Here is a 22,409-nt window from a genome sequence, read left to right as displayed (position 1 = left end):
TGCAAAGTGCCTTTACCGGCAATTTACCTTTGCATGACGTTCTTCGACCTTTGGGCAAGGCACTGAAACGCAAATGAAAAACGGCCTGGACAGGGACAGGCCGTGAATAAATGCAAGGTCGCTTACTGCAGGACAGCGAGAGCGGCGGCGTAGTCGGGTTCCTGGCCGATATCGGCGACCAGTTCGCTGTGCAGCACCTGGTCCTGCTCGTCGAGTACCAGCACGGCCCGGGCGGTGAGGCCCGCGAGCGGCCCGTCGGCGATGGCTACGCCGTAGTCTTGCATGAATCGAGCGCCGCGCAAGGTCGACAGGTTCTGCACCTTCTGCAGGCCTTCGGCACCGCAGAAGCGCGCCTGGGCGAACGGCAGGTCAGCGGAAATGCACAGCACCACGGTATTGTTCAGCCCGTTGGCGTGGGCGTTGAAGGCACGGACCGACTTGGCGCAGGTCGGTGTGTCGACGCTGGGGAAGATGTTCAGCACCTTGCGCTGGCCGGCGAAGTCGCTGAGGGCGACATCCGCCAGGTCCTTGTTCACCAGGGAGAATGCGGGTGCCCGGGTGCCGGGGAGCGGCAGTTCGCCATTGACCTGCACCACCACACCCCTGCGCGTCACTTGAGCCATGCGGCGAATCCTTTTGAACGGTTGTAGAGGAAGGGTCGAAGTTAACCACGATATGGCGGCGACACCTACGCCCAAACACAAATTGTCACAGCACCAGGCCCACGCTAGAGCACTGCACAAACAAAAACGGCCTGGACGAGGCCAGGCCGTGGGTGACTGAGGTCGCCGCTTACTTCAAGACAGCCAGGGCCGCATCGTAGTTCGGCTCGTCGGCGATCTCGCCTACCAGTTCGCTGTGCAGGACGTTGTTGTTCTCGTCCAGCACCACCACCGCACGGGCGGTCAGGCCGGTCAGCGGGCCTTCGGCAATGGCCACGCCGTAGTTCTCGATGAACTCGCGACCCCGCAGGGTCGACAGGTTCTGTACGTTTTCCAGGCCTTCGGCGCCGCAGAAGCGGGCCTGGGCGAAAGGCAGGTCAGCCGAGATGCACAGCACCACGGTGTTGGCCACGTCGTTGGCCTGGGCGTTGAACTTGCGCACGGAGGTGGCACAGGTCGGGGTGTCGACGCTTGGGAAAATGTTCAGCACCTTGCGCTTGCCGGCAAAGCTTTCCAGGGTGACATCGGCCAGGCCGGCGTTGACCAGGGAAAAGGCCGGGGCCTTGGAGCCGACCTGTGGCAGTTGGCCGTTGACCTTGACCGGATTGCCTTTGAGGGTGACTTGAGCCATGAACGAAATCCTTCCAGAAATATTTGAAGAGGTCGAAGTTAAGCACGAAAGCGCCGATCGACCTATGGGCGGAGCGACAAATTCGCACACCCGCGCCGGTCCGGCAAATCTGAAATGCAGCTTTTTACTGTAGGAACTTGCGCGGAAAACTGCCGCCACTCTCCTGGGGCCGCCCTGTTCCCCTGAAACCAGCAAACAGGACAGTCACTTTCAGCAAAACCCATATCAGGCGAGATCATCGCCCATCTACGCCGGATAAAAGCCTGATCCGTATGAATGAGCCATTTCTGAGTCTGTTTTGCCTGCGCGGCAGTTCCTACAGTCCGTCCCATGTCGGGCCGGGGTGGCCTGGCAGGATCTGGCAACCGTGGAAGACGTGAGCATGAGTACAGCAGCAAACGCAGAAGCCTATAACTACAAAGTGGTCCGACAATTCGTCATCGCCGCCGTGTTCTGGGGCGTGATCGGCATGGCGATGGGCGTGCTGATCGCTTCGCAACTGGTCTGGCCGGAAATGAACCTCGACCTGCCCTGGACCACCTTCGGCCGCCTGCGCCCGCTGCACACCAGCCTGGTGATCTTCGGTTTCGCCGGCAGCGCGCAATTCGCCGCCAGCTACTACGCAGTGCAGCGTACCTGTCAGGTACGGTTGTACAGCGATACCCTGGCCGCCTTCACCTTCTGGGGCTGGCAGGCGGTGATCGTGATCATGTTCGTCAGCCTGCCGCTGGGCTACACCACCACCAAGGAATACGCCGAGATCGAGTTCAGCGGCGCGGTGTGGATGGCGCTGGTCTGGGTCGCCTATGCCATCGTGTTCTTCACCACCGTGGTACGGCGCAAGACCCGGCACATCTACGTCGGCAACTGGTTCTTCGGCGCCTTCATCCTGGTGATCGCCATGTTGCACGTGGTCAATCACCTGTCGATCCCGGTGGACTGGTTCAAGTCCTACCCGGTCTATTCCGGCGCGACCGATGCCATGGTGCAGTGGTGGTACGGGCACAACGCGGTAGGCTTCTTCCTGACCACCGGCTTTCTCGGCATGATGTATTACTTCGTGCCCAAGCAGGTCGGCCGGCCGGTGTACTCCTATCGCCTGTCCATCGTCCACTTCTGGGCTCTGATCACCCTGTACATCTGGGCAGGTCCCCACCACCTGCACTACACCGCCCTGCCGGACTGGGCGCAATCGCTGGGCATGGCCATGTCGCTGATCCTGCTGGCACCGAGCTGGGGCGGCATGATCAACGGCATGATGACCCTCTCCGGCGCCTGGCATAAGCTGCGCACCGACCCGATCCTGCGCTTTCTGGTGCTGTCCCTGGCGTTCTACGGCATGTCGACCTTCGAGGGCCCGATGATGGCGATCAAGACCGTCAACGCCCTCTCCCATTACACCGACTGGACCATCGGCCACGTCCATGCCGGCGCGCTGGGCTGGGTGGCGATGATCACCTTCGGTTCTCTCTACCACATGATCCCCAGGGTGTTCGGCCGCGAGCAGATGCACAGCGTCGGGCTGATCAACCTGCATTTCTGGCTGGCGACCATCGGCACAGTGCTGTACATCGCCTCGATGTGGGTCAACGGCATCACCCAGGGCCTGATGTGGCGGGCCGTGAACGAGGACGGCACCCTCACCTACTCCTTCGTCGAGGCCTTGCTGGCCAGCCATCCCGGGTTTGTCGTGCGCTTCGTCGGTGGAGTGTTCTTCCTCGGCGGCATGCTGCTGATGGCCTACAACACCTGGCGCACGGTGCGGGTGGCGGATACCGCGCTGGCCCGACAGGCGGCGCAGATTGCCTGAGTGCTGACGGACAGGAGGACAGGACGATGCTGGAAACCGGCTTGAATCTGATGGCGGTGGTTTCGCTGTATCTGGGAATCGGCTACTGCTTGCGGGATCAATCGGAAAAGAGTCTGGATGACGCCAGCCTCATGCTGTTCTCCGACGATCCGGAGGTGGCGCAGCGGGTTGAACAGGCGACGGGCAAGGTGGTGCCGAAGGCAATGGTCGAGGAGCCGCCAACCAGGGAGTGGACGCCAATGGATATGTAGGGTGGCAGGTTAACGAACCGTGACACGCCTGCGGTAATCCCCAGGCGTGATCCCCAGCACCTTGCGAAACGCGCTGCCCAGGTGGGACTGGTGGGCAAAACCGCAATCGAGGGCAATCTCCGCCAGCGGCCTGTCAGCGCTCTCGATCATCCGCCGGGCCGCCTGCACCCGAACCTCCAGCAGATAGGCATGGGGCGTCATGCCAACGGCCCGGGTGAAGTCCCGCAGAAAGCGCAGTTGCGACTGCCCTTGCCCCGCCGCCAACCGGGCCAGGCTCAAGGGTTGGGCGAAATCCTCGGCAAAACGGCGCAGTACCCCCGCAAAGTCCCGCGGTCGAGGATTGCCGGCCGGCATCGAATCGCACAAGCCGACAAACTCCAGTGCCGTCGCCTCCAGCCGCAGCGGATCACCGTCCGGCTCCAGCAACAGGCGGCGCAGTTGCCGCCCCAGGGCCAAGCCTCGTGCGTGCCCGGTACTCTCCAGCCGGCGTTGTATCTGCGGCCGTTCATCCTCGAGTTGCCAGCGCACCAGCAGATACTCGCCACCTTCGGCGGACTCGGAAAACACCTCGACACCCGGCGGCGTCAGGGCCAGGGTGCCGGGATGGGTGTCGAAGTCCACGCGTCGGTCGGAATCGATCGCGTGCACACCCCACTGATGCTCCAGGGCAATGCCCAGGGTCTGCCACTGCACCGGATCCCGACCGCTATAGGCGGAACGCGGCAACAGTTGCAGGCACAGGCGGCCGTCCAACAGCGAACGGGCTGGCAGGGGAAACACACCGGGGCGTTGTCCGGGCATCTGAAATTTCCTGATAGATCATGATCGACGCCAGCGCGCAGACTGCCGCGGCAACCCCTTATCGACAGGAGCACCACATGCGCACCATCGGCCTTATCGGCGGCATGAGCTGGGAGTCCAGCGCCGAGTACTACCGGATCATCAACCAGCAGGTCCGCTCGCGACTCGGCCCGCTGCGCTCGGCGCCGCTGCTAATGTACAGCGTAGACTTCGGGCCTGTCGAACAGGCCCAGCACGCCGGGCGCTGGGACGATGCCGGGCTGATCCTGCAGGATGCGGCGCGTCGCTTGCAGGCCGGCGGTGCCGAGTGCGTGGTGCTGTGTACCAACACCATGCACCGGCTGGCGCAGCAGATCGAGGAAGCCGTGGACATCCCCTTCCTGCATATCGCCACGCCGACCGGGCAAGCGGCTCTCGCCGCTGGCGTCCGAAAAGTCGGCCTGCTCGGGACCGCCTTCACCATGGAACAGGATTTCCTCAAGCAGCGGCTGGCGGCCCAAGGGCTGCAGGTGCTGGTTCCCGAGGCGGTGCAGCGCCAGGCGGTCCATCGGATCATTTATGACGAGCTGTGTGTCGGGGTCATCAAGGAGGATTCCCGGCAGGTCTACCAACAGGTGATAGAGGGGCTGGCCGCTCGCGGTGCCGAGGCGATCGTTCTCGGCTGCACGGAAATCGGTCTGCTGATCAAGCCCGCGGACAGTCGCCTGCCACTGCTCGATACCACCGAATTGCACGCGCTGGCGGCGGTCGATTTTGCGCTGGGCTCCTGACCGCGGCCCAATCCCTTGCAGAAGCCGGCTTGCTGGCGATAGCGACCTCTCGGTAACGCATCGGCTTGCTGATACACCGCTATCGTCAACAAGCCGGCCCCTTCCCTCCCCAACCGTTCAGCCACGGTTCAGCTAGCGGCGGCAAAAGCTGTTTAGTAATGAGTATCATTATGTTACAAATTACTATCCACTTTAAGTAACGGACGTGCTTGCCGAATGCTGGTTCCCTTTCTGATCATGTTGCGCGAAGGCATCGAAGCCGCGCTCATCGTTGGCATCATTGCCAGTTACCTCAAGCAGACCGGCCGTGGCCAATGGATGCCCGCCGTCTGGATCGGGGTGTTTCTCGCCGCGGCCCTGGCCCTGCTGGTCGGTGGTGGCCTGGAACTGGTGAGCGCCGAATTCCCGCAAAGGCAGCAGGAACTGTTCGAAGGCATCGTCGGCCTCGTGGCCGTCGGCATCCTCAGCTCGATGGTGTTCTGGATGCGCAAGGTCTCGCGCTCCATCAAGCACGCCCTGCACGTTTCCCTCGACCAGGCCCTGGCGGGGTCGAAACATCAGGTCTGGGCCCTGATCGCCATGGTGTTCTTCGCCGTGGCCCGCGAAGGCCTGGAAACCGTGTTCTTCCTGCTGGCCGTGTTTCAGCAGAGCGAAGGCCCGGGCGCACCGATCGGCGCCCTGCTCGGCCTGCTCCTGGCGATCCTCGTCGGCTTCGCCATCTATACCGGCAGCATGCGCCTGAACCTGGGTCTGTTCTTCCGCTGGACCGGCCTGTTCATCCTGGTGGTCGCGGCCGGCATCCTGGCCAACTCGGTGCAGGCACTGCATGAGGCCGGCCTGTGGAATCACCTGCAGGACGTGGTCTTCGACATCAGTGCCACGCTGCCGATGGACGGCCCGGCCGGCTCGGTGCTGGCCGGCATGTTCGGCTACCAGGACGCGCCGACCGTCAGCGTATTGAGCGCCTACCTGCTGTACCTGGTGATCGCCCTGGTGATGTTCTTCATCCCGGCCTCACTACCGGCCGCCAAGCAAACTTCTTCCGTTCCCAACCCGTAAGGTTACCCATGTCCAACCCTGCAACTGGCAAACCGCCCCAGGCCTTGCGCTGGGCGGTAGCCGGCTCGGTGATCGTGATGATCGCGGCCGGTGGACTGTTCTACTACGCCTCGCAGTTGGCCGCGAGCAAGCGTCAGAGCCATCACAACGAAATCACGGTCAATATCCTCGCTCACAGCTGCGACCCGAACGCGCTGAGCGTACCGGCCGGATTGAACAGCTTCCGCATCGTCAACAAGTCCGACCGTGCGGTGGAATGGGAAATCCTCGATGGCGTGCTGGTGGTCGAAGAGCGCGAGAACATCGCCCCGGGCCTGAGCCAGGTGATCAACGCCAACCTCGCTCCCGGCGACTACGCGATCACCTGCGGCCTGCTGAGCAACCCGCGTGGCACCCTGCACGTCACCCCGACCGCCGCTTCGGAAGCCGCCGCCAAGGCGCGCCCCTCGATGACCGCGTTCATCGGCCCGCTGTCGGAGTTCCGCGTCTACCTCAGCACCCAGGGCAGCGCCCTAATCAAGGCCGTCGACGCCCTGCAGCAGGCAATCAACGCCGGCGACCTGGCCCAGGCCCAGGCACTCTATGTGCCGGCCCGTGCCGCCTACCAGCGCCTGGCGCCCGCCGCCCAGCGTTTCGCCGAACTGGACAACGGCATCAACGCCCGCGCCGACTACTACGAAAAACGTGAGCAGGACCCAGGCTTCGCTGGGTTCCACCGGATCGAGTACGGCCTGTTCCAGCAGCGCAGCGTCGACGGTCTGAAGTCGGTGGCCGAGCGGCTGCAGGCCGATGTGACCACCCTCAGGCAACAACTGCTGGCCCAGTCGCTGCCACCGGAGCAACTGGTCAGCATCGTCGCCCGCAGCATGCGCAGCATTGCCGATACCCGTGGCGGCAGCGGCGAGGAAGAACGCTACAGCCATGTCGACCTGAACGGTTTCGCCGCCAACCTGCAGGCCACTCGCAAGGTCATCGAGCTGCTGCGGCCGCTGCTGGTGAAATCGGCACCCGAGCTGCTGCCCAGGCTCGACAGCGCGGCCGTGGCCCTCGACGCCGAATTCAACGGCCTGCGCAGCGGCGACAGCTATGCCACTTACGACACCGTCGGCGCCGGAAAACGCAAGCAGATTGCCGACAAGGCCAAGGCTCTGGCCGATGCACTCGATGGAATCGATTCCGCCCTTGGCCTCTCCGGCCTTTAATCAGCAGACGAGCCGCACATGAGCGATTCACCACAGCGCAACAAAGAATTTTCCGCTGACCGCCGGCGTGTCCTGCTGGGCATGGGCGTGGCCGGCGCGGCCATCGCCGGCAGTGCCCTGAGCTGCCCGGCCATGGCGGCGGCGCAAGCCCAGGCCCAGGTCACCCAGGCGCCGAGCAGCGACAAGACCCAGGACCGCCACGATTTCCACGGCAAGCACCAGACCGGCATCGTCACCCCGCGCCCGGCCGCCGGCATGATCGTCGCCTTCGACGTCCTGGCCAGTGACCGCAAGGACCTGGAACGGCTGTTCCGCACCCTCAACGAACGCATCGCTTTCCTGATGAATGGCGGCGCGGTGAAACAGGTCGATCCGAAGCTGCCGCCCCTGGACTCCGGCATCCTCGGCCCGGTCGTCACGACAGACAACCTGACCATCACCGTGTCGGTCGGCCACTCGCTGTTCGACGAGCGGTTCGGCCTGGAGTCGGTCAAGCCCAAGCGCCTGATCCAGATGGTCGGCTTCCCCAACGATGCGCTGCAACCGGACCTGTGCCACGGTGACCTGAGCATCCAGTTCTGCTCCAACACCCCGGACACCAACATTCACGCCCTGCGCGACATCGTCAAGAACACGCCGGATCTGCTGCTGGTGCGCTGGAAACAGGAAGGCACCGTACCGCCACAGGCCCCGACCAAGCCTGGCGAGCCGGCCCAGAGCGCACGCAACTTCCTCGGTTTCCGTGACGGCTCGGCCAACCCGGACTCCAACGACGCCAGCGCCATGGACCGGATCGTCTGGGTCCAGCCGGGCAGCGACGAACCGGCCTGGGCCGCCAACGGCAGCTACCAGGCGGTGCGGATCATCCGCAACCTGGTCGAGCGCTGGGACCGTACCCCGCTGCAGGAGCAGGAAAGCATCATCGGCCGGGTCAAGAGCACCGGCGCGCCCATGGGCGGCCAGAAGGAAACCCAGGTGCCGGACTACACCAGGGATCCGGAAGGCAAGCTGACCAAGCTCGATGCCCATATCCGCCTGGCCAACCCGCGTACTGCCGAGACCCAGCGCAACCTGATCCTGCGCCGGCCGTTCAACTACTCCAACGGGGTCAGCAAGAACGGCCAGCTGGAGATGGGCCTGCTGTTCATCTGCTACCAATCGGACCTGGAACAGGGCTTCATCACCGTCCAGACCCGGCTCAACGGCGAGCCCCTGGAGGAATACCTCAAGCCTATCGGTGGCGGTTATTTCTTCACCTTGCCGGGCGTCACCGGCGACCAGGACTTCATCGGTCGCTCGCTGCTTTCTGCAACACAACAAAAAACCACGGCTTGACCCTTAACTCACCCGGGAAGTTCTCATGAAGAAGTCGCCTCTTGCTTTGTTGTTGGCCGTCGGCCTGCTGCACACTCCGCTCTCGGCCTTCGCGGCCACCGCACCGCTGGACCTGGTCGGCCCGGTTTCGGACTACAAGATCTACGTCACCGAGCAACTGGACGAACTGGCCAGCAAGACCCAGCAGTTCACCGATGCCGTGAAGAAAGGCGACCTGGCGACCGCCAGGAAGCTCTACGCGCCGACCCGCGTTCACTACGAGTCGATCGAGCCGATCGCCGAGCTGTTCAGTGACCTGGACGCAGCCATCGACTCGCGTGTCGACGATCACGAAAAAGGCGTCAAGGCCGAAGACTTCACCGGCTTCCACCGCCTGGAATACAGCCTGTTCTCCGAAAACTCGACCCAGGGCCTGGGCGAACTGGCCGACGGCCTGGACAAGAACGTCAAGGAACTGCAATCGCGCGTGGCCAGCCTGACCTTCCCGCCCGAGAAAGTCGTCGGTGGCGCTGCCGCCCTGCTCGAAGAAGTGGCCGCCACCAAGATCTCCGGCGAGGAAGACCGTTACAGCCACACCGACCTGTATGACTTCCAGGGCAACATCGACGGCGCGAAGAAAATCGTCGACCTGTTCCGCCCACAGATCGAGAAGCAGGACAAGGCTTTCGCCGCCAAGGTCGACAAGAATTTTGCCACCGTGGACAAGATCCTGGCCAAGTACAAGACCAAGGACGGTGGTTTCGAGACCTATGACAAGGTCAAGGACAATGACCGCAAGGCCCTGGTCGGCCCGGTCAACACCCTGGCTGAAGACCTGTCGACCCTGCGCGGCAAGCTGGGCCTGAACTGAGGCCCTGCCCTCCCGGGCGCCTGCGCGTGCCCGGGAGGGATTCTTCGCGACGCCGCAATGAATTCGGCACCCACAACGGATCAGAGTATCCGATAGAGCAACCGCTCGATCTTCACCCGGCTCACCCGCCGCAGGAACTTGCCCACTGCCTCCGGGTAGTCGACCAACGTCTCCAGCTCACGGAAGCTGCCGATACGCCGGGTGTTCTCCAGGATCAATTGCAGCTCCCGTGCCCGCACTTCCAGCAACTCGCTGCGCGGATCGTCGATCAGCAAGGCGTTTTCCAGGTCCAGGCGGAACGCCCGTGGGTTGAGGTTGTTGCCGGTCAGCAGGGTGTAGCGCTGGTCGACCCACATGCCCTTCAGATGGTAGGTATTGTCACCATCACGCCACAGGTGCAGGTTCAGCAAACCCTTGTCGATCGCCGCCTGATGGCGCTTGGCGAAACGCCGCAGGCTGATTTCGTACAGGTACGGCAACGCCGCGATCACCTTGAACGGCTGGCTCGGCGGAATATAGAAGTCGTTGGCGGTCTTGTCGCCGACGATGATGTCGATCTTCACCCCGCGCTCCAGCGCGCGGTTGATTTCCCGGGTCACCGCCAACGGCAGGTTGAAATACGGCGTGCAGATGGTCAGTTGCAACTGGCTGGCGGCGATCAGCTCGCAGATCACCCGGCTCAGCGGATTGTTCTTGCCCAGCCCCAGCAACGGGCTGACCGACAGGCTGAAGCTCGGCTCACCGCCGGCGCGGGTGTCGTACTGGGCGCTTTTCAAGCGGCTGCGAAGGTCGCCGATGCCACCGCGCAGGCTACGGGTGCTCGGCAGGCTCGGCAGATCCAGGCGGCAGACCGCATGGGAAGCCAGCAACTCCTTGCGCACAAGCCCCTGCATCGAATCGGCCAACGCCTGGTTGTGCAGCAGGTGGTAGCGGTCGAAACGGTACTTGTCGAACTTGTGCAGGTAGACGTTGTTCAGGCTCGCGCCACTATAGATGACGCAGTCGTCGATGATGAAGCCCTTGAGGTGCAGCACGCCGAACAGTTCGCGGGTCTGCACCGGCACCCCATAGATCGGCACTTCGGTTTCATGGGCGCGGGTCTGTGCCTGGTACCAGGCGGCATTGCCCGGCTGCTTCGCGGCACCGATCAGCCCGCGTTGCGCGCGCAGCCAGTCGACCACCACGACGATCTCCAGCTCCGGACGCGCCGCCTTGGCCGCATGCAGGGCATCGAGGATCTCCTGCCCGGCCTCGTCTTCCTGCAGGTACAACGCCACCAGGGTAATGCGCTGCCGTGCCGCGGCAATCCGCTCCAGCAGACAACGCCGGAACTCGGCAGCCGAGGGCAGGATGGTGAGGGAGTCGGCGGTCAGCGGGAAGCTGCGCAGTTTGGGTAACAGGGCGCGTTTGAAAAGCGACGGCATAGGGCTCGGGTCGAATTCGGAGAAGACGTGAGCTTACACCATGCGTTGTCCCGGATGCTCGTGTTCAAGCAGGGCATTGCTGCCAACGCCGGGATGCAACTTCCATCGCGGCGATAGATAAAAACAAATTGGAATGCGCCCTTGTAACAGGCTACATGTCTACCCAGATAATGGCTCTCTGATATCAATCCTGCGTTTACGCTAAGGAAACCTGAAATGCCCCGCTCTCTGACAATCGCCAAACGCCTTGGATTGGGGTTTGGGCTGGTGCTTTCGCTGCTGATCCTGGTAACCCTGATCGGGGTCAATCGTGTTGGCCTGATCGACTCGACGCTGACCGATGTCAGCGACGACAGCGCGGTCAAGCAACGTTACGCGATCAACTTCCGCGGCAGCGTGCATGACCGTGCCATCGCCATCCGCGATGCCGTGCTGGTGCGTGACGATGCCGGCCTGCAGACCCATCTGAACACCATCGAGAAACTGAACGCCGATTACCAGGACTCGGCACAACCGATGGACGCGATCTTCGCCAGGATGGGCGCCTCGGATGCCGAGCGCCGCCTGCTGGACGACATCAAGAGCACCGAACGGAGCACCCTGGCCCTCACCTCCCGCCTGATCGAGCTGCGCCGACAGGGCGACATGGACAAGGCCCAGGCCTTCCTGCTGAGCGATATTTCGCCGGCCTACAAGGAATGGCTCAAGCGTATCAACGCCCTGATCGACTGGGAGGAGGCCTCGATCGGCAAGCAACTGGCCGAAGTGCGCACCACCGCCAGCCACTTCGCCACGCTGATGCTGCTGGTCACCACCGTCGCCATCCTGCTCAGCGTGCTGGTCTCGGCACTGATCATCCGCAACCTCAAGTCGACCCTGGGTGCCGAGCCGGAAGCCGTCGCCGACGCGATCCGGCAACTGGCCAACGGTCAACTCGACGGCGTGATCGACACCCGCCACCCCAACAGCGTCATGGGCGCACTGAAGACCAGCAACCGCCACCTGGCCGAAACCATCACCCAGGTGCGCGCCGTTGCCCACGACCTGATGGGCTCGTCCTCGCAACTGCTGGCCAGTTCCGAGAGCAACAACGAGCAGATGCGCGTGCAGACCGGGGAAACCGAACGCATGGCCACCGCGGTCAACCAGATGGCGGCCACGGTGCACGAAATCGCCGCCTACGCGCAGAACGCCGCACAGGCCAGCAACGCTGCCGACCAGGCGGTGGAAAGCGGCAAGCAGGTGGTGCAGACCACCGCCAGCGACATGCAGCGCCTTGCCGAAGTGCTCGATAACGCCGCCGAGTCCGTCGGGCGGGTGTCCCATGACAGCCAGGCCATCGAAAACGTGGTCGAGGTGATCAATTCGATTGCCGAGCGTACCAACCTGCTGGCCCTGAACGCGGCCATCGAGGCCGCACGCGCCGGCGAAGCCGGACGGGGTTTCGCCGTGGTGGCGGACGAGGTGCGCTCCCTGGCGAACCGCACCCAGGATTCGACCCGGGAGATCCGCGAGATGGTCGGGCAGTTGCAGGCCGGCGCCAGCGACACCGCCGAAATCATGCGCAACAGCCGGGAACTGGCCCAGCGTACCGTCGAGCAGACCCGCGTCGCCGAGGATGCGCTGGTCCGTATCCGCCAGGAAGTCGGTGCAATCAACGACATGAACGCGCAGATCGCCAGTGCCTCGACCCAGCAAGGGGTCGCGACCCAGGAAGTGAACCAGAACATCAGCCGCATCCACAATGCCGCCGTGGAGACCTCGGTCGGCTCCAACCAGGTCGCCCTGTCCAGCCGCGAGCTGTCGGCGCTGGCCGACAACCTGACACGCAAGGTCAGTTTCTTCAGGGTCTGACCTCCCGCGCTGCCACAGTCTGATGTCCCCGTCATACTGTGGCAGCAGGCTTGCCCGACACAGTCCCACCACCCGGCCCGGGACCCTGGGCAGCGCCACGGCTCCGGCCGCCGGCAAATATTCCTGCAAGGGGGATTGACCATTGAGAACGATCGTTCCACCATCGTGCCCATGAACGAGAACATACCCAACCCTACTCGCGAGACCCTTCTGGAAACGGCCGAAAAGCTGATCTACCAGGGCGGCATCCATGCCACCGGGATCGACCTGCTGGTCAGGACCTCCGGCGTGGCACGCAAGAGCATCTACAGGCACTTCGGCACCAAGGATGACCTCACTATCGAGGCCTTGCGCCGGCGCGATGTCCGCTGGATGCAGTGGTACCGCGATGAAGTCGACAAGGCCCCCACCAGCGGCGAACGCCTGCTCAACCTGTTCAGCGTGCTGGGTGGCTGGTTCGCCTCGGAAGGCTTTCGTGGCTGTGCCTTCATCAACACCGCTGGCGAAACCGGCGACCCGCAGGACCCGGTGCGCCTGCTGGCCAAGGAACACAAGCAGAAACTGCTCGACTACCTCGTCGAGCTCTGTGAAGCCCATGGCATCGACGATCCGTTGGTGGTTGCCCGGCAATTGCTGATCCTGATCGACGGCGCCATTACCGTGGCACTGGTCATGGGTGACCACAGTGCAGCCGAAAATGCGCAATGCATGGCACGCCAGTTATTGGCGCTCTGACAGCGGCTTGAGCGCCAACCACAGCCTCTGCACGAATGGCGTTTGTCCGGCCCCGCCGGCTCTCGACTGGATAAAACCCTGCAACAGTCTGGAACACGGGCACGGGTTGCGGTCCTACGGCAACGGGAACCGGGAGCCCGATGGAGCGCCGCATAAAATAATTTTCCGAGGTATTGAATAAAACCTGGCGCCCAGGCGTTCTCATCGTTGCCCATTCTCTGGAGCACTACCCATGAGCCTTCGCAAAAGCACCTTGATCGTTTCCGCGCTGGTTGCCCTGTCGAGCAACCTGGCACTGGCCTCCGGCGACGAGCCGGCGCCACCCAAGCCCAAATGCACCAGCCAGCAGGTCTGGAATCCGAAAACCAACAAATGCGAACCCCTGGTGAGCAGCCGCGCCAGCGATGACGCACGCGCCGACTACGCCTACAGCCTGGCCAAGGACCAGCAGTACCAGGAGGCGCTGAACGTCCTCGATACCCTGAAGAATCCCGATACCGCCAAGGCCCTGAACTATCGCGGCTATGCCACCCGCAAGCTGGGACGCACCGACGAAGGCATCGGCTACTACCTGCAGGCGGTAAAGCTCGATCCGAACTACGCTCAGGTCCGCGAATACCTGGGTGAAGCCTATGTGATCAAGGGTCGCCTGGATCTCGCCCGGGAGCAGTTGCAGGCCATCAAGTCACTCTGTGGCACCCAGTGCGAAGAGTATGAAGACCTGGCCGACGCCATCGCCCATCCGACCCAGGCCTGAACACCGAAAAACGCGGAGGCTGCCATCGCCAGCGACAAGGAAATACGAGCCGAACTGGGCCAGCACCTGACACGCCTGTGGCGTTACGCCCTGCTGTTGTCCCGGCAACGACACCTCGCCGACGACCTGGTGCAGGCCACCTGCGTCCGGGCGCTGGAGCGTGGTGAACAGTTCGTGGCCGGTACCCGCATGGATCGCTGGCTGTTCAGCATCCTGCATTCGATCTGGCTCAACGAGATCCGCTCCCAGCGCGTGCGCCGGGGTCAGGGCCAGGTCGATGCCGACGAGGTGCTGGCCTTCGATGGCGAGCAGGTGGCACAGACCCACGTGCTCGCCGCGCAGGTCATCAGGCGCGTCGACGCCTTGCCCGAGGCTCAGCGCGAGACCGTGTTCCTGGCCTATGTCGAAGGCCTGTCGTACAAGGAAGTAGCCCATATTCTCGAGGTGCCGATCGGCACGGTCATGAGCCGGCTCGCCGCCGCGCGCATCAAGCTGGCGCAGAACCCGCCCCTGCGTGCCGTACCCACCTCAACCCGTGGAGAACGGCGATGACTGACCAGTTTTCTCAACAGATGCCTTCCGATGAGCGGCTGGTGGCCTTTCTCGACGACCAGCTGGATGCCGAAGAGCGTGCCCGGGTGGCGGTTGCCATTGCCGAGAACCCGGCGGTCGCCGAGCGCGTCGAATGGCTGGGCCGCAGCAACCTGCCCTTCCGGGAAGCCTACGATGAACTGCTGGAGCAGGCACCGCATAGTCGTCTTGCCGAGATGCTCGAAACGCTGCCATCGAAACCGGCCAGGCGATCGATGAGCCGACGCGGATTCCTGGCGGTCGCCGCCAGTTTCATGGTCGCCGGGATCGCCGCCGATCGACTGTTCCAGGCCTGGCACGCACCGAAGGATCAGACTGAAGTCAGCTGGCGCAGCGTGGTTGCCGACTACATGACGCTCTATACCGCGCAGACCCTGGATGGTCTGCCGGACGACGAAGGTTCCCAGCGCGCGCAGTTGCGCACCCTCGACAAGGGCCTCGGGCTGGTACTGGAACCACCCCAGGTGCTGTTGCCGGGGGCGCAGCTCAAGCGAGCCCAGATGCTCGAGTACGAAAGCGAGCCGATTGCGCAACTGGCCTACCTGGACCCGCGGCACGGGCCGTTGGCCCTGTGCATCACCCGGGCGAAGAAAGGTGTGCGAGCGCCGACCGAAGAGGTCCGTCGTGGCATGAACGTGGTGTTCTGGGTTGGCCAGACCCACGCCTACATGCTCATTGGGCGCAATCCGGCGAGCGAACTGCACGCCATGGCGGAGCTGCTTCGCCAACGCTTCGCCGTCTAGGGTCTGGATGAAAAACCTTGATACTCGGTGATGCTGCGTTGAAAACAGCCTCGGAATACTCATTTACAACCCGTGAACTCCGCTTCCTCGGCTGTTTTCGCCTTGCCTGACCTTCGTCTCAAGCCTTTTCATACAGCCCCTGGAGCATCGAGCCATGGGGAGTGTTCCCCATGGCGCAACAGCCGACAGCGTACCCTCCATGGCGTCACCCGCCTACAGCAGCAAGCCATTGCAGCAGACACCCCCGGCTGTGCCATGCTTGTATGCTCGACCGTCAACTGAACCCGGCAGACAAGGACACGCCCATGCCAAACTCCACCGCCCTGCCCCTGGACGACCCACGCTGCGCCTTGATCGTCATCGACGTGCAGAACGATTTCATACCCGGCGGCAACCTGGCCGTTGCCGGTGGCGACGAGATCGTGCCGCTGATCAGCCGGTTGGCCCGGCGCTTTCGCAACGTGATCATCGCCCAGGACTGGCACCCTGCCGGCCACGCCTCGTTCGCCAGCAGCCATCCGGGGCACCAGCCGTTCGATACCGTGCAACTGCCCTACGGGCCCCAGGTGCTCTGGCCCGATCACTGCCTACAAGGCAGCCACGGTGCCGAGCTGCATGCCGACCTGCACCTGCCCCATGCGCGGCTGGTAATCCGCAAGGGCTGCAACCCGCAGATCGACAGCTACTCGGCATTCGTCGAGGCCGACCGGCGGACACCCACCGGGCTGGCGGGCTACCTCAGGGAATGCGGGATCGATACGCTGTACCTGGTCGGCCTGGCGCTGGACTATTGCGTTGCCTGGTCGGCGCTGGATGCGCGGGCGGCGGGCTTCACCACCTTCCTGGTCCCGGACGCCTGCCGCGCCATCGACCTGGACGGCTCGCTGAAGCGGGCGATGGGCGAAATGGAGGCCGCGGGCGTGCAGTTCGTGGAGTCCCGGTCCCTCATGCCGCTCTAGGGGCGTCTTGAGGGCCTCTCGCGGATAAATGCTGCTCCCACGGGTTTCCGGCGTTCACAGAAGGGGGGGGTCACCACGATCCGCTGGGGAAGCAGGATTTATCCGCGAAAGGGCCCGCAGGCCCAGCCCATGATTGTGGGGGTGTCAGGCCGAGCCCTGTCCCCCCGCGGCCCCCGCCTGCTGCACCACTGCATACACACTCAGCTCACTGAGAACGACCTCGGACAGATCCGCCTCCGGCAACGCCAGCAAGGCCTGGTGAGCCCCATGCTTCAGCCGGGCGAACAGCAACCGCTTGTCTTCGCCCTTGAAGCGGACGATAAAATCCTGCAAGGCCTCGATACTGGTGCCATCCAGATCCGGTGACTCCTCCAGGCTCAGAATCACCGCCCGCACCTGCGGCCCCTGTTCATGGGCCAAACGCTGCACACTGCGCAGAATCCGCTCGGCATTGGCGAAAAACAGCGCTTCGCCAGGCCGCAGGATCAACACACCCTGCACCTGCCGTGCCTGGGGATGCAGTTGGCAATCGACGAAGTCATGCCCGTCGGCCAGATGCCCGAGCACCTGCACCGCCGCCGAGGACATCTGCCGCAGCATCAGCATCAGGCTGATCGCCACGGCCGCCAGCAGCCCATCCAGCACCCCCAGCAACAGCACGGCAGCCACCGCGCAAATCGCCAGGAAACGATCGCGGCGCCAGACAAAATAGCGTTGCAGCGGCTCCAGGCTGACGGCCCGGGCCAGCGCATGAATGACGATCGCCGCCAGTACCGGCTCCGGCGTCAGCGCAATCAGTGGCAGCGCGGTCGCCACGATCGCCAGCACCACCAACGCAGCGACCACCCCGGCACAACGCGATGTTGCACCAGCCGCTTCATTGGCCGAGGTGGCCGAATACCCCGCGCCAGCCGGCATGCCATGAAACAGCCCGGACAACAGGTTGGCCCCTCCGAGCACCAGCAGGTCGCGATTGGAACTGACCCGGTCGCCGTGCTTGAGGGCAAAGGCGCTGATAGAGCCATAGGATTCGGCGTACAGGATCATCACCAGCGCAAAGCCCAGTTCCACCAGTTTCAACCAGTCGGAGAAACCCAGGCGCGGCAGTGACGGCACTGCCAACTGCAGGTCGATGACCCCGATCAGGCTGATCCCCAGGCTCGGCAGGTCCAGCCATCTGCCTGCCACGATACCCAGCATCACCACCAGCAACCCACCCGGCACACGGCGCAGGCGCCCGAAGATCGTCAACAGCACCAGCGCCACGGCGGCCACTGCCGCGCCCGCCCAGTTCCAATGCGGCAATTGCCCGAGCAGTTCCGGGATGAAGCGGATCAGGTCGCTGTGTGGCGGATGCACATCGACGATGTTCGCCACCTGCCTGAGGATGATGGTCACCGCCAGGCCGAAGGCGAAGCCGCGCAGCACCGGCTTGGCGATGAACGAGGTCACGCTGCCCAGCTTGAACAGCCCGGCGAGCAGGAACATCAGGCCGGTGATCATCACCAGGCCGATGGCCATGGTCAGGCGCAGGGCCATGTCCGTACCGGCCACGGACAGCGTCGCCGCGGCCAGCACCGCGGCGGACGACGAGGTGGCCGAAACGATCGCGAAGCGACTGGTGCCGAACAGGCCGTAGCAGAACAACCCGGCGAACAGCGCGATCACCCCGGCCTGGGGTGGCAGGTTGGCAATGCTCGAATAAGCCACCGCCTCAGGCAGCAGCAGACCGGCGATAGACAGCCCGGCGATCAGGTCGGGCCCCAGGCGGCGTGGTTGAACAGGGGTGGCAGCGGCAGGCGGCAGGGAAGGTTCACGCATCGACGAGGCCGGCCCATCCCGCCCGGGAACAGCGCTCCTGGCGGCCGCCCCGTTCTGGGATGGCCTCCTCATGGGTCCATTGCGGGCGGATACCAGCCATCGAGCGTCTCCTGACAAACCATTGGTGTTGCCAAGCTTAACGCCGAATCACCTGGCGGACACCACCCCACGCGCGACCCGGTGGTACAGGACGCTCAACGCCCGGCTGCCAGCCTCCAGACACGGGCGATATCCCGTGCCCGCGCCGACAGCAGCGCCGGCGCCTCGGCACAGGCCTGTTCCAGGCTCATCGGCCCGGAAGCCAGGGCGAAGGCGGCGTCGACCCCGTGCTGGTACATCTGCTCATAACCCTCGCCCAGGGTGCCGGCCAGCACGATGACCGGCACACCTTGCTGGCGAGCGATCCGGGCCACGCCAAAAGGCGTCTTGCCGCGCAGGGTCTGGGCGTCGAAGCGGCCCTCGCCGGTGATCACCAGGTCGGCGCCCTGCACCGCCTGCTCCAGTCCCACCAGTTCGGCGACCACCTCCACCCCCGGGCGGAACCGCGCCGCGAAGAACGCCTTGGCGGCAAACCCCAGCCCACCCGCGGCGCCACTGCCCGGCTCGTCACGCACATCCCGTGGCAACACTGCGGCGCACTGATCGGCAAAATGCCCAAGCGCCGCGTCCAGCTCGTGTACCTGCGTCGGCGACGCGCCCTTCTGCGGGCCGAAGATCGCCGAGGCGCCCTGTTCCCCACACAAGGGGTTGTTCACGTCGGCGGCGATTTCGAAACGTACCGATGCCAGGCGTGGATCGAGGCCGCCGAGGTCGATCCGTTGCAGCCCCGCCAGAGCCAGGCCACCACGGGGCAACTCGCGGCCCTGGTCATCGAACAGGCCCAGGCCGAGGGCCTGCAAGGCGCCGGCACCGGCATCGTTGGTGGCACTGCCACCGATGGCGAGGATGATACGCTGCGCTGCGGCGTCGAGGGCCGCGCCGATCAGTTGGCCGGTGCCGAAGGTGCTGGTGACGCAGGCATCACGCTGTCCGGGCGGCACCAGTTGCAGGCCGCTGGCCTCGGCCATCTCGATGATCGCGGTGCGGCTTTGCGGCAACCAGCCCCAGTGGGCCCGTACCGGGGCACCCAGCGGCCCCTGGACGGTTTCGCTCCGCAGTTCGCCATTGCAGGCGGCAAGCACCGACTCCACCGTGCCCTCGCCGCCATCGGCCATGGGGTACCGGAGCAGTTGCGCCTGCGGCAGGACCTCGGCCAGCCCCTCGGCGATGGCCCTGGCGACACCGTCGGCGCTCAGGCTGTCCTTGAAGGAGTCGGGGGCGATGATGATTTTCATGGGGCTTCTCCGGTTCTTGTAGCGTCCATGCTGCCAGCAGAAACGGCGCATGACGCCGGTCTGCTGCACAAGCATTGCGGGGCTTTATTGTTCATTCACACAAACCCGAGGCGTGCGGGCCAGGCTTGGGGCCCCATTCGCGGCGGTTCGGCGCCCCGACAAGTCGGATCGCCGCACCGCCGGCTCCTACAAGGGCAGCACAGGACGTCAGGTCTGGGGCAACAGTTGCACCCCCAGGTACAACGCCAGCATGCCATCGAGCCGCAACGGATCGACGCCGCTGAGTTCGGCGATCCGCTCCATGCGGTAACGCAGGCTGTTGCGATGGATACCCAGTGCCTCGGCACAGGCCTGGCTTTGGCCGTCATGCTCGCACCAACTGCGCAAGGTCAAGAGCAACTGACCGTTGCCGTCCTTGGCCAGCACGTTGCGCAGCGGCTTGAGCAGTTCCTCCAGGGCATCGTCGTTGCGATAGCGCCAGAGCATTGCCGGCAGGCGATAACGATCGAGCAGCAGCACGCGTGTATTCGGCAGCACTTCGCGACCATAGCCCAACAGATCGCTGACCCGCCGATAACAGCGGCGCAACCCCGCCAGACCATCGGCCTGGCCGCCCACCGCCACTCGCAATACCTTCCAGCCCAGGCCGTCGAGTTTTTCCAGCAGGCGCGGTTCATCCAGCGACAGTGTCGCCGGGCGACACCAGAGCAACGACGCTTCGCTGGCACTGAAGCACCAACTGTCCGGGTAACGCGACCGCAGCCAGGCGATCAGCGCCTCGGTGGCCTGCCCCGGTTCCAGTTCGAACAGGCAGGGAATTCGCGACAATTGTGGCTTGAGCCCCATCTGCCGGGCCTCGTCGAGCAGGCGTGGCGAGTCACCATCATCGCCGAGCAGCAACGCCAGCAGGTCATCGCAGCGCTGGCGCCGCCACTGCTGTTCAGCCTGCTGATGACGTTGCGCCACCAGCATCTCGGCCGTCATCCGCACCAGCTCGGCATAGGTGCGCAACTGGTCCGGATCACCGGTGATGCCCAACACACCGATCAGGCGCTGATCGTGCAGCAATGGCAGGTTGATGCCCGGTTGTACCCCCTTGAGGCACTTGGCCGCCTGCACGTCGATTTCCACCACCCTGCCGTTGGCCAGCACCAGTTGCGCGCCTTCGTGGCGGGTATTGATGCGTTCCTGTTCGCCGCTGCCGAGGATCAGGCCCTGGCTGTCCATGACGTTCACGTTGTAAGGCAGGATCGCCATCGTGCGGTCGACGATATCCTGCGCGAGGTCGTGGTCCAGTTCGAACATGAGAGAAGGAGTCCTTGCAATGAATTGTTCAGCGGCACAGGTCATGCTGGCAAACCCTGTGCGCCGGCACAAAGACAGCAGCATCGGGGTGGCCGAGACTCACAGGGCGAGCAACGTTACCCTTGCATCGCGAAAAATCATAATAAAGAGAGACCGACATGTCACAGAGCGCCGCGTTGCCCCAGGCCACCGCTGACTTGAAAAACGCCGTATACAAGCGCATCACCCTGCGCCTGATCCCCTTCATTTTCATCTGCTATCTGTTCAACTACCTCGACCGGGTCAACGTTGGATTCGCCAAGTTGCAGATGCTCGACGCCCTCAAGTTCAGTGAGACGGTCTACGGCCTCGGGGCCGGGATCTTCTTCATTGGCTACGTGCTGTGCGGCGTACCGAGCAACCTCGCACTGACCCGCTTCGGCCCGCGGCGCTGGATCGCGCTGATGATGATCGCCTGGGGGACGCTGTCGACCTGCCTGCTGTTCGTCACCACCCCGACCCAGTTCTACACCCTGCGCCTGTTCACCGGCGCGGCGGAAGCCGGTTTCTTCCCTGGCGTGGTGCTGTACCTCTCGCAGTGGTTCCCGAGCTTCCGACGCGGCCGCATCATGGCCCTGTTCATGTCGGCGATTCCGGTCTCGGGCCTGCTCGGCAGCCCCTTCTCCGGCTGGATTCTCAACCACTTCGCCGCCGGCCAGGGTGGTCTCTCCGGCTGGCAGTGGATGTTCCTGCTGCAAGGCATCCCCACCGTCCTGCTCGGCGTGGCCGCCTTCTTCCTGCTGGCCGACAAGTTCGCCAACGCCAAGTGGCTGACCGCCGAGGAGCGCGCGGTGCTGGAAGCCGACCAGGCCGAGGACGCGGCGAACAAGCCGCGCACCGTCAGCGATTCCCTCGGCGAAGTGTTCAGGAACCCGGCGATCTGGGCGTTCGGGCTGATCTATTTCTGCATCCAGAGCGGCGTCTATGCCATCAACTTCTGGCTGCCCTCGATCATCAAGAACCTCGGTTTCAGCGACAACCTGGTGATCGGCTGGCTCAGCGCGATTCCCTACCTGCTGGCCGCGGTGTTCATGCTGTTCGTCGGGCGCTCCGCCGACCTGCGCCAGGAGCGGCGCTGGCATCTGGTGGTACCGATGCTGATGGGCGCCGTGGGCCTGCTGATCGCGGTGAACTTCGCCAGCTCGCCGGCCATTGCCATTCTTGGCCTGAGCATCGCCACCATGGGTGCCCTCACCGGCCTGCCGATGTTCTGGCCGGTGCCCACCGCCCTGCTCAGTGCCGGCGCGGCCGCCGGCGGCCTGGCGCTGATCAACTCGATGGGCCAGATGGCCGGTTTTCTCAGCCCCTACCTGGTGGGCTGGATCAAGGATGCCAGCGGGTCCACCGATGCCGCACTGTACGTGCTGGCCGCGGTGATCGTCGCCGGTGCCGTGCTGGCCCTGCGCGTGACCCGCGGCCTGCGGGCGCAGTAACCGGTTCCCATGAAAAAGGCCTGATACCGGCAGCGCCGGCTAT

Annotated in this window: 22 protein-coding genes; 15 read left to right on the top strand and 7 right to left on the bottom strand. The window is 64.2% G+C overall.

Annotated elements, in window-relative coordinates; genetic code table 11:
• Window positions 1-122: 122 nt before the first annotated feature.
• The gene (tpx, locus tag ACM62G_RS27160; protein WP_419736022.1) at window positions 123-623 is read right to left on the bottom strand and encodes a thiol peroxidase; all 501 of its coding nucleotides are present in this window, start codon (window positions 621-623) and stop codon (window positions 123-125) included.
• A gap of 169 nt (window positions 624-792) precedes the next feature.
• On the bottom strand, window positions 793-1,293 hold the full coding sequence (gene tpx, locus ACM62G_RS27155; RefSeq protein ID WP_054059525.1) for a thiol peroxidase: 501 nt from the start codon (window positions 1,291-1,293) through the stop codon (window positions 793-795).
• Between tpx (ACM62G_RS27155) and ACM62G_RS27150 the strand changes: the two genes are divergently transcribed.
• The 3 genes from ACM62G_RS27150 (at window position 1,292) to ACM62G_RS27140 (ending at window position 3,354) form a co-directional block, all read left to right on the top strand.
• Window positions 1,292-1,426 (top strand): hypothetical protein, encoded by a 135-nt coding sequence (locus tag ACM62G_RS27150; RefSeq protein ID WP_419736021.1) that lies wholly within the window; start codon window positions 1,292-1,294, stop codon window positions 1,424-1,426. The two genes, tpx (ACM62G_RS27155) and ACM62G_RS27150, sit on opposite strands and share 2 nt — an antisense overlap.
• Before the next feature lie 249 nt (window positions 1,427-1,675).
• Window positions 1,676-3,103: a cytochrome-c oxidase, cbb3-type subunit I gene (ccoN, locus tag ACM62G_RS27145; protein ID WP_419736020.1), complete on the top strand. Its 1,428-nt coding sequence runs from the start codon at window positions 1,676-1,678 to the stop codon at window positions 3,101-3,103.
• Window positions 3,104-3,129: 26 nt separating this feature from the next.
• Window positions 3,130-3,354, top strand: coding sequence for a hypothetical protein (locus tag ACM62G_RS27140; protein ID WP_419736019.1), 225 nt, complete (start codon window positions 3,130-3,132; stop codon window positions 3,352-3,354).
• A gap of 9 nt (window positions 3,355-3,363) precedes the next feature.
• Here ACM62G_RS27140 and ACM62G_RS27135 read toward each other — a convergent pair whose 3' ends face one another.
• Window positions 3,364-4,155 (bottom strand): helix-turn-helix domain-containing protein, encoded by a 792-nt coding sequence (locus ACM62G_RS27135; protein WP_419736018.1) that lies wholly within the window; start codon window positions 4,153-4,155, stop codon window positions 3,364-3,366.
• A 77-nt stretch (window positions 4,156-4,232) separates the two neighbouring features.
• Here ACM62G_RS27135 and ACM62G_RS27130 point away from each other — a divergent pair, with 77 nt between their 5' ends.
• From ACM62G_RS27130 to efeO (ACM62G_RS27110), 5 genes are all read left to right on the top strand, one after another.
• Window positions 4,233-4,925, top strand: coding sequence for an aspartate/glutamate racemase family protein (locus ACM62G_RS27130; RefSeq protein WP_054059529.1), 693 nt, complete (start codon window positions 4,233-4,235; stop codon window positions 4,923-4,925).
• 216 nt (window positions 4,926-5,141) lie between these two features.
• Window positions 5,142-5,984 carry an iron uptake transporter permease EfeU gene (efeU, locus tag ACM62G_RS27125; protein WP_273820810.1) on the top strand — a complete coding sequence of 281 codons (843 nt, stop codon included), beginning with the start codon at window positions 5,142-5,144 and terminating at the stop codon, window positions 5,982-5,984.
• 8 nt (window positions 5,985-5,992) lie between these two features.
• Entirely contained in the window at window positions 5,993-7,186 is a 1,194-nt protein-coding gene (gene efeO, locus ACM62G_RS27120; protein ID WP_419736017.1) for an iron uptake system protein EfeO, read from the top strand.
• 18 nt (window positions 7,187-7,204) lie between these two features.
• A complete protein-coding gene (gene efeB, locus ACM62G_RS27115; RefSeq protein WP_419736016.1) occupies window positions 7,205-8,521 on the top strand; it encodes an iron uptake transporter deferrochelatase/peroxidase subunit in 1,317 nt (438 codons plus the stop codon).
• 25 nt (window positions 8,522-8,546) lie between these two features.
• Window positions 8,547-9,371, top strand: coding sequence for an iron uptake system protein EfeO (gene efeO / locus ACM62G_RS27110; protein ID WP_054059533.1), 825 nt, complete (start codon window positions 8,547-8,549; stop codon window positions 9,369-9,371).
• 80 nt (window positions 9,372-9,451) lie between these two features.
• Here efeO (ACM62G_RS27110) and pssA read toward each other — a convergent pair whose 3' ends face one another.
• Complete coding sequence (gene pssA, locus ACM62G_RS27105) at window positions 9,452-10,795, bottom strand: CDP-diacylglycerol--serine O-phosphatidyltransferase (RefSeq protein WP_273820813.1); 1,344 nt, start codon at window positions 10,793-10,795, stop codon at window positions 9,452-9,454.
• A 216-nt stretch (window positions 10,796-11,011) separates the two neighbouring features.
• On the opposite strand from pssA, the gene ACM62G_RS27100 reads away from it, so the two are divergent.
• The 6 genes from ACM62G_RS27100 (at window position 11,012) to pncA (ending at window position 16,434) form a co-directional block, all read left to right on the top strand.
• A complete protein-coding gene (locus ACM62G_RS27100) occupies window positions 11,012-12,649 on the top strand; it encodes a methyl-accepting chemotaxis protein (protein ID WP_419736015.1) in 1,638 nt (545 codons plus the stop codon).
• Window positions 12,650-12,820: 171 nt separating this feature from the next.
• Window positions 12,821-13,384: a TetR/AcrR family transcriptional regulator gene (locus ACM62G_RS27095; RefSeq protein ID WP_419737567.1), complete on the top strand. Its 564-nt coding sequence runs from the start codon at window positions 12,821-12,823 to the stop codon at window positions 13,382-13,384.
• 232 nt (window positions 13,385-13,616) lie between these two features.
• Window positions 13,617-14,141 carry a tetratricopeptide repeat protein gene (locus tag ACM62G_RS27090; protein WP_054059536.1) on the top strand — a complete coding sequence of 175 codons (525 nt, stop codon included), beginning with the start codon at window positions 13,617-13,619 and terminating at the stop codon, window positions 14,139-14,141.
• A 54-nt stretch (window positions 14,142-14,195) separates the two neighbouring features.
• On the top strand, window positions 14,196-14,693 hold the full coding sequence (locus tag ACM62G_RS27085) for an RNA polymerase sigma factor (RefSeq protein ID WP_054063277.1): 498 nt from the start codon (window positions 14,196-14,198) through the stop codon (window positions 14,691-14,693).
• Window positions 14,690-15,475, top strand: a complete 786-nt coding sequence (locus ACM62G_RS27080; RefSeq protein ID WP_054059538.1) for an anti-sigma factor family protein — start codon at window positions 14,690-14,692, stop codon at window positions 15,473-15,475. Before ACM62G_RS27085 ends, ACM62G_RS27080 begins: the two co-directional genes overlap by 4 nt.
• Before the next feature lie 305 nt (window positions 15,476-15,780).
• Window positions 15,781-16,434, top strand: coding sequence for a bifunctional nicotinamidase/pyrazinamidase (pncA, locus tag ACM62G_RS27075; RefSeq protein WP_054059539.1), 654 nt, complete (start codon window positions 15,781-15,783; stop codon window positions 16,432-16,434).
• A gap of 144 nt (window positions 16,435-16,578) precedes the next feature.
• On the opposite strand, the gene ACM62G_RS27070 is transcribed toward pncA, so the two are convergent.
• The 3 genes from ACM62G_RS27070 to ACM62G_RS27060 all read right to left on the bottom strand — a co-directional run bounded on the left by ACM62G_RS27070 (window position 16,579) and on the right by ACM62G_RS27060 (window position 20,894).
• Window positions 16,579-18,255: a SulP family inorganic anion transporter gene (locus ACM62G_RS27070; protein ID WP_419736014.1), complete on the bottom strand. Its 1,677-nt coding sequence runs from the start codon at window positions 18,253-18,255 to the stop codon at window positions 16,579-16,581.
• 194 nt (window positions 18,256-18,449) lie between these two features.
• Window positions 18,450-19,589, bottom strand: coding sequence for a glycerate kinase (locus tag ACM62G_RS27065; protein WP_273820817.1), 1,140 nt, complete (start codon window positions 19,587-19,589; stop codon window positions 18,450-18,452).
• A 207-nt stretch (window positions 19,590-19,796) separates the two neighbouring features.
• Window positions 19,797-20,894: a sugar diacid recognition domain-containing protein gene (locus ACM62G_RS27060; RefSeq protein ID WP_273820818.1), complete on the bottom strand. Its 1,098-nt coding sequence runs from the start codon at window positions 20,892-20,894 to the stop codon at window positions 19,797-19,799.
• 158 nt (window positions 20,895-21,052) lie between these two features.
• On the opposite strand from ACM62G_RS27060, the gene ACM62G_RS27055 reads away from it, so the two are divergent.
• Window positions 21,053-22,366: an MFS transporter gene (locus tag ACM62G_RS27055; RefSeq protein WP_419736013.1), complete on the top strand. Its 1,314-nt coding sequence runs from the start codon at window positions 21,053-21,055 to the stop codon at window positions 22,364-22,366.
• The last annotated feature ends 43 nt before the right edge of the window (window positions 22,367-22,409 follow it).

This window comes from Pseudomonas sp. COR18 (assembly GCF_048568395.1).
In the GTDB taxonomy this organism is placed as follows: Bacteria; Pseudomonadota; Gammaproteobacteria; order Pseudomonadales; family Pseudomonadaceae; genus Aquipseudomonas; species Aquipseudomonas fuscovaginae_B.
Note: the sequence above shows the minus strand (reverse complement) of the source record. Positions and strands in the feature narration are given on the sequence as shown.

What these genes read in the sequence shown, in the direction of transcription:
- ACM62G_RS27140 (WP_419736019.1), top strand. Translation starts at nt 3,130, where the DNA reads ATGCTGGAAACCGGCTTGAATCTGATGGCGGTGGTTTCGCTGTATCTG.
- ACM62G_RS27150 (WP_419736021.1), top strand. Translation starts at nt 1,292, where the DNA reads ATGAACGAAATCCTTCCAGAAATATTTGAAGAGGTCGAAGTTAAGCAC.
- tpx (WP_419736022.1), bottom strand. Translation starts at nt 623, where the DNA reads ATGGCTCAAGTGACGCGCAGGGGTGTGGTGGTGCAGGTCAATGGCGAA.
- efeB (WP_419736016.1), top strand. Translation starts at nt 7,205, where the DNA reads ATGAGCGATTCACCACAGCGCAACAAAGAATTTTCCGCTGACCGCCGG.
- tpx (WP_054059525.1), bottom strand. Translation starts at nt 1,293, where the DNA reads ATGGCTCAAGTCACCCTCAAAGGCAATCCGGTCAAGGTCAACGGCCAA.
- ACM62G_RS27080 (WP_054059538.1), top strand. Translation starts at nt 14,690, where the DNA reads ATGACTGACCAGTTTTCTCAACAGATGCCTTCCGATGAGCGGCTGGTG.
- efeO (WP_419736017.1), top strand. Translation starts at nt 5,993, where the DNA reads ATGTCCAACCCTGCAACTGGCAAACCGCCCCAGGCCTTGCGCTGGGCG.
- pncA (WP_054059539.1), top strand. Translation starts at nt 15,781, where the DNA reads ATGCCAAACTCCACCGCCCTGCCCCTGGACGACCCACGCTGCGCCTTG.
- efeO (WP_054059533.1), top strand. Translation starts at nt 8,547, where the DNA reads ATGAAGAAGTCGCCTCTTGCTTTGTTGTTGGCCGTCGGCCTGCTGCAC.
- pssA (WP_273820813.1), bottom strand. Translation starts at nt 10,795, where the DNA reads ATGCCGTCGCTTTTCAAACGCGCCCTGTTACCCAAACTGCGCAGCTTC.
- efeU (WP_273820810.1), top strand. Translation starts at nt 5,142, where the DNA reads ATGCTGGTTCCCTTTCTGATCATGTTGCGCGAAGGCATCGAAGCCGCG.
- ACM62G_RS27090 (WP_054059536.1), top strand. Translation starts at nt 13,617, where the DNA reads ATGAGCCTTCGCAAAAGCACCTTGATCGTTTCCGCGCTGGTTGCCCTG.
- ACM62G_RS27070 (WP_419736014.1), bottom strand. Translation starts at nt 18,255, where the DNA reads ATGCGTGAACCTTCCCTGCCGCCTGCCGCTGCCACCCCTGTTCAACCA.
- ACM62G_RS27100 (WP_419736015.1), top strand. Translation starts at nt 11,012, where the DNA reads ATGCCCCGCTCTCTGACAATCGCCAAACGCCTTGGATTGGGGTTTGGG.
- ccoN (WP_419736020.1), top strand. Translation starts at nt 1,676, where the DNA reads ATGAGTACAGCAGCAAACGCAGAAGCCTATAACTACAAAGTGGTCCGA.
- ACM62G_RS27095 (WP_419737567.1), top strand. Translation starts at nt 12,821, where the DNA reads ATGAACGAGAACATACCCAACCCTACTCGCGAGACCCTTCTGGAAACG.
- ACM62G_RS27055 (WP_419736013.1), top strand. Translation starts at nt 21,053, where the DNA reads ATGTCACAGAGCGCCGCGTTGCCCCAGGCCACCGCTGACTTGAAAAAC.
- ACM62G_RS27135 (WP_419736018.1), bottom strand. Translation starts at nt 4,155, where the DNA reads ATGCCCGGACAACGCCCCGGTGTGTTTCCCCTGCCAGCCCGTTCGCTG.
- ACM62G_RS27060 (WP_273820818.1), bottom strand. Translation starts at nt 20,894, where the DNA reads ATGTTCGAACTGGACCACGACCTCGCGCAGGATATCGTCGACCGCACG.
- ACM62G_RS27130 (WP_054059529.1), top strand. Translation starts at nt 4,233, where the DNA reads ATGCGCACCATCGGCCTTATCGGCGGCATGAGCTGGGAGTCCAGCGCC.
- ACM62G_RS27065 (WP_273820817.1), bottom strand. Translation starts at nt 19,589, where the DNA reads ATGAAAATCATCATCGCCCCCGACTCCTTCAAGGACAGCCTGAGCGCC.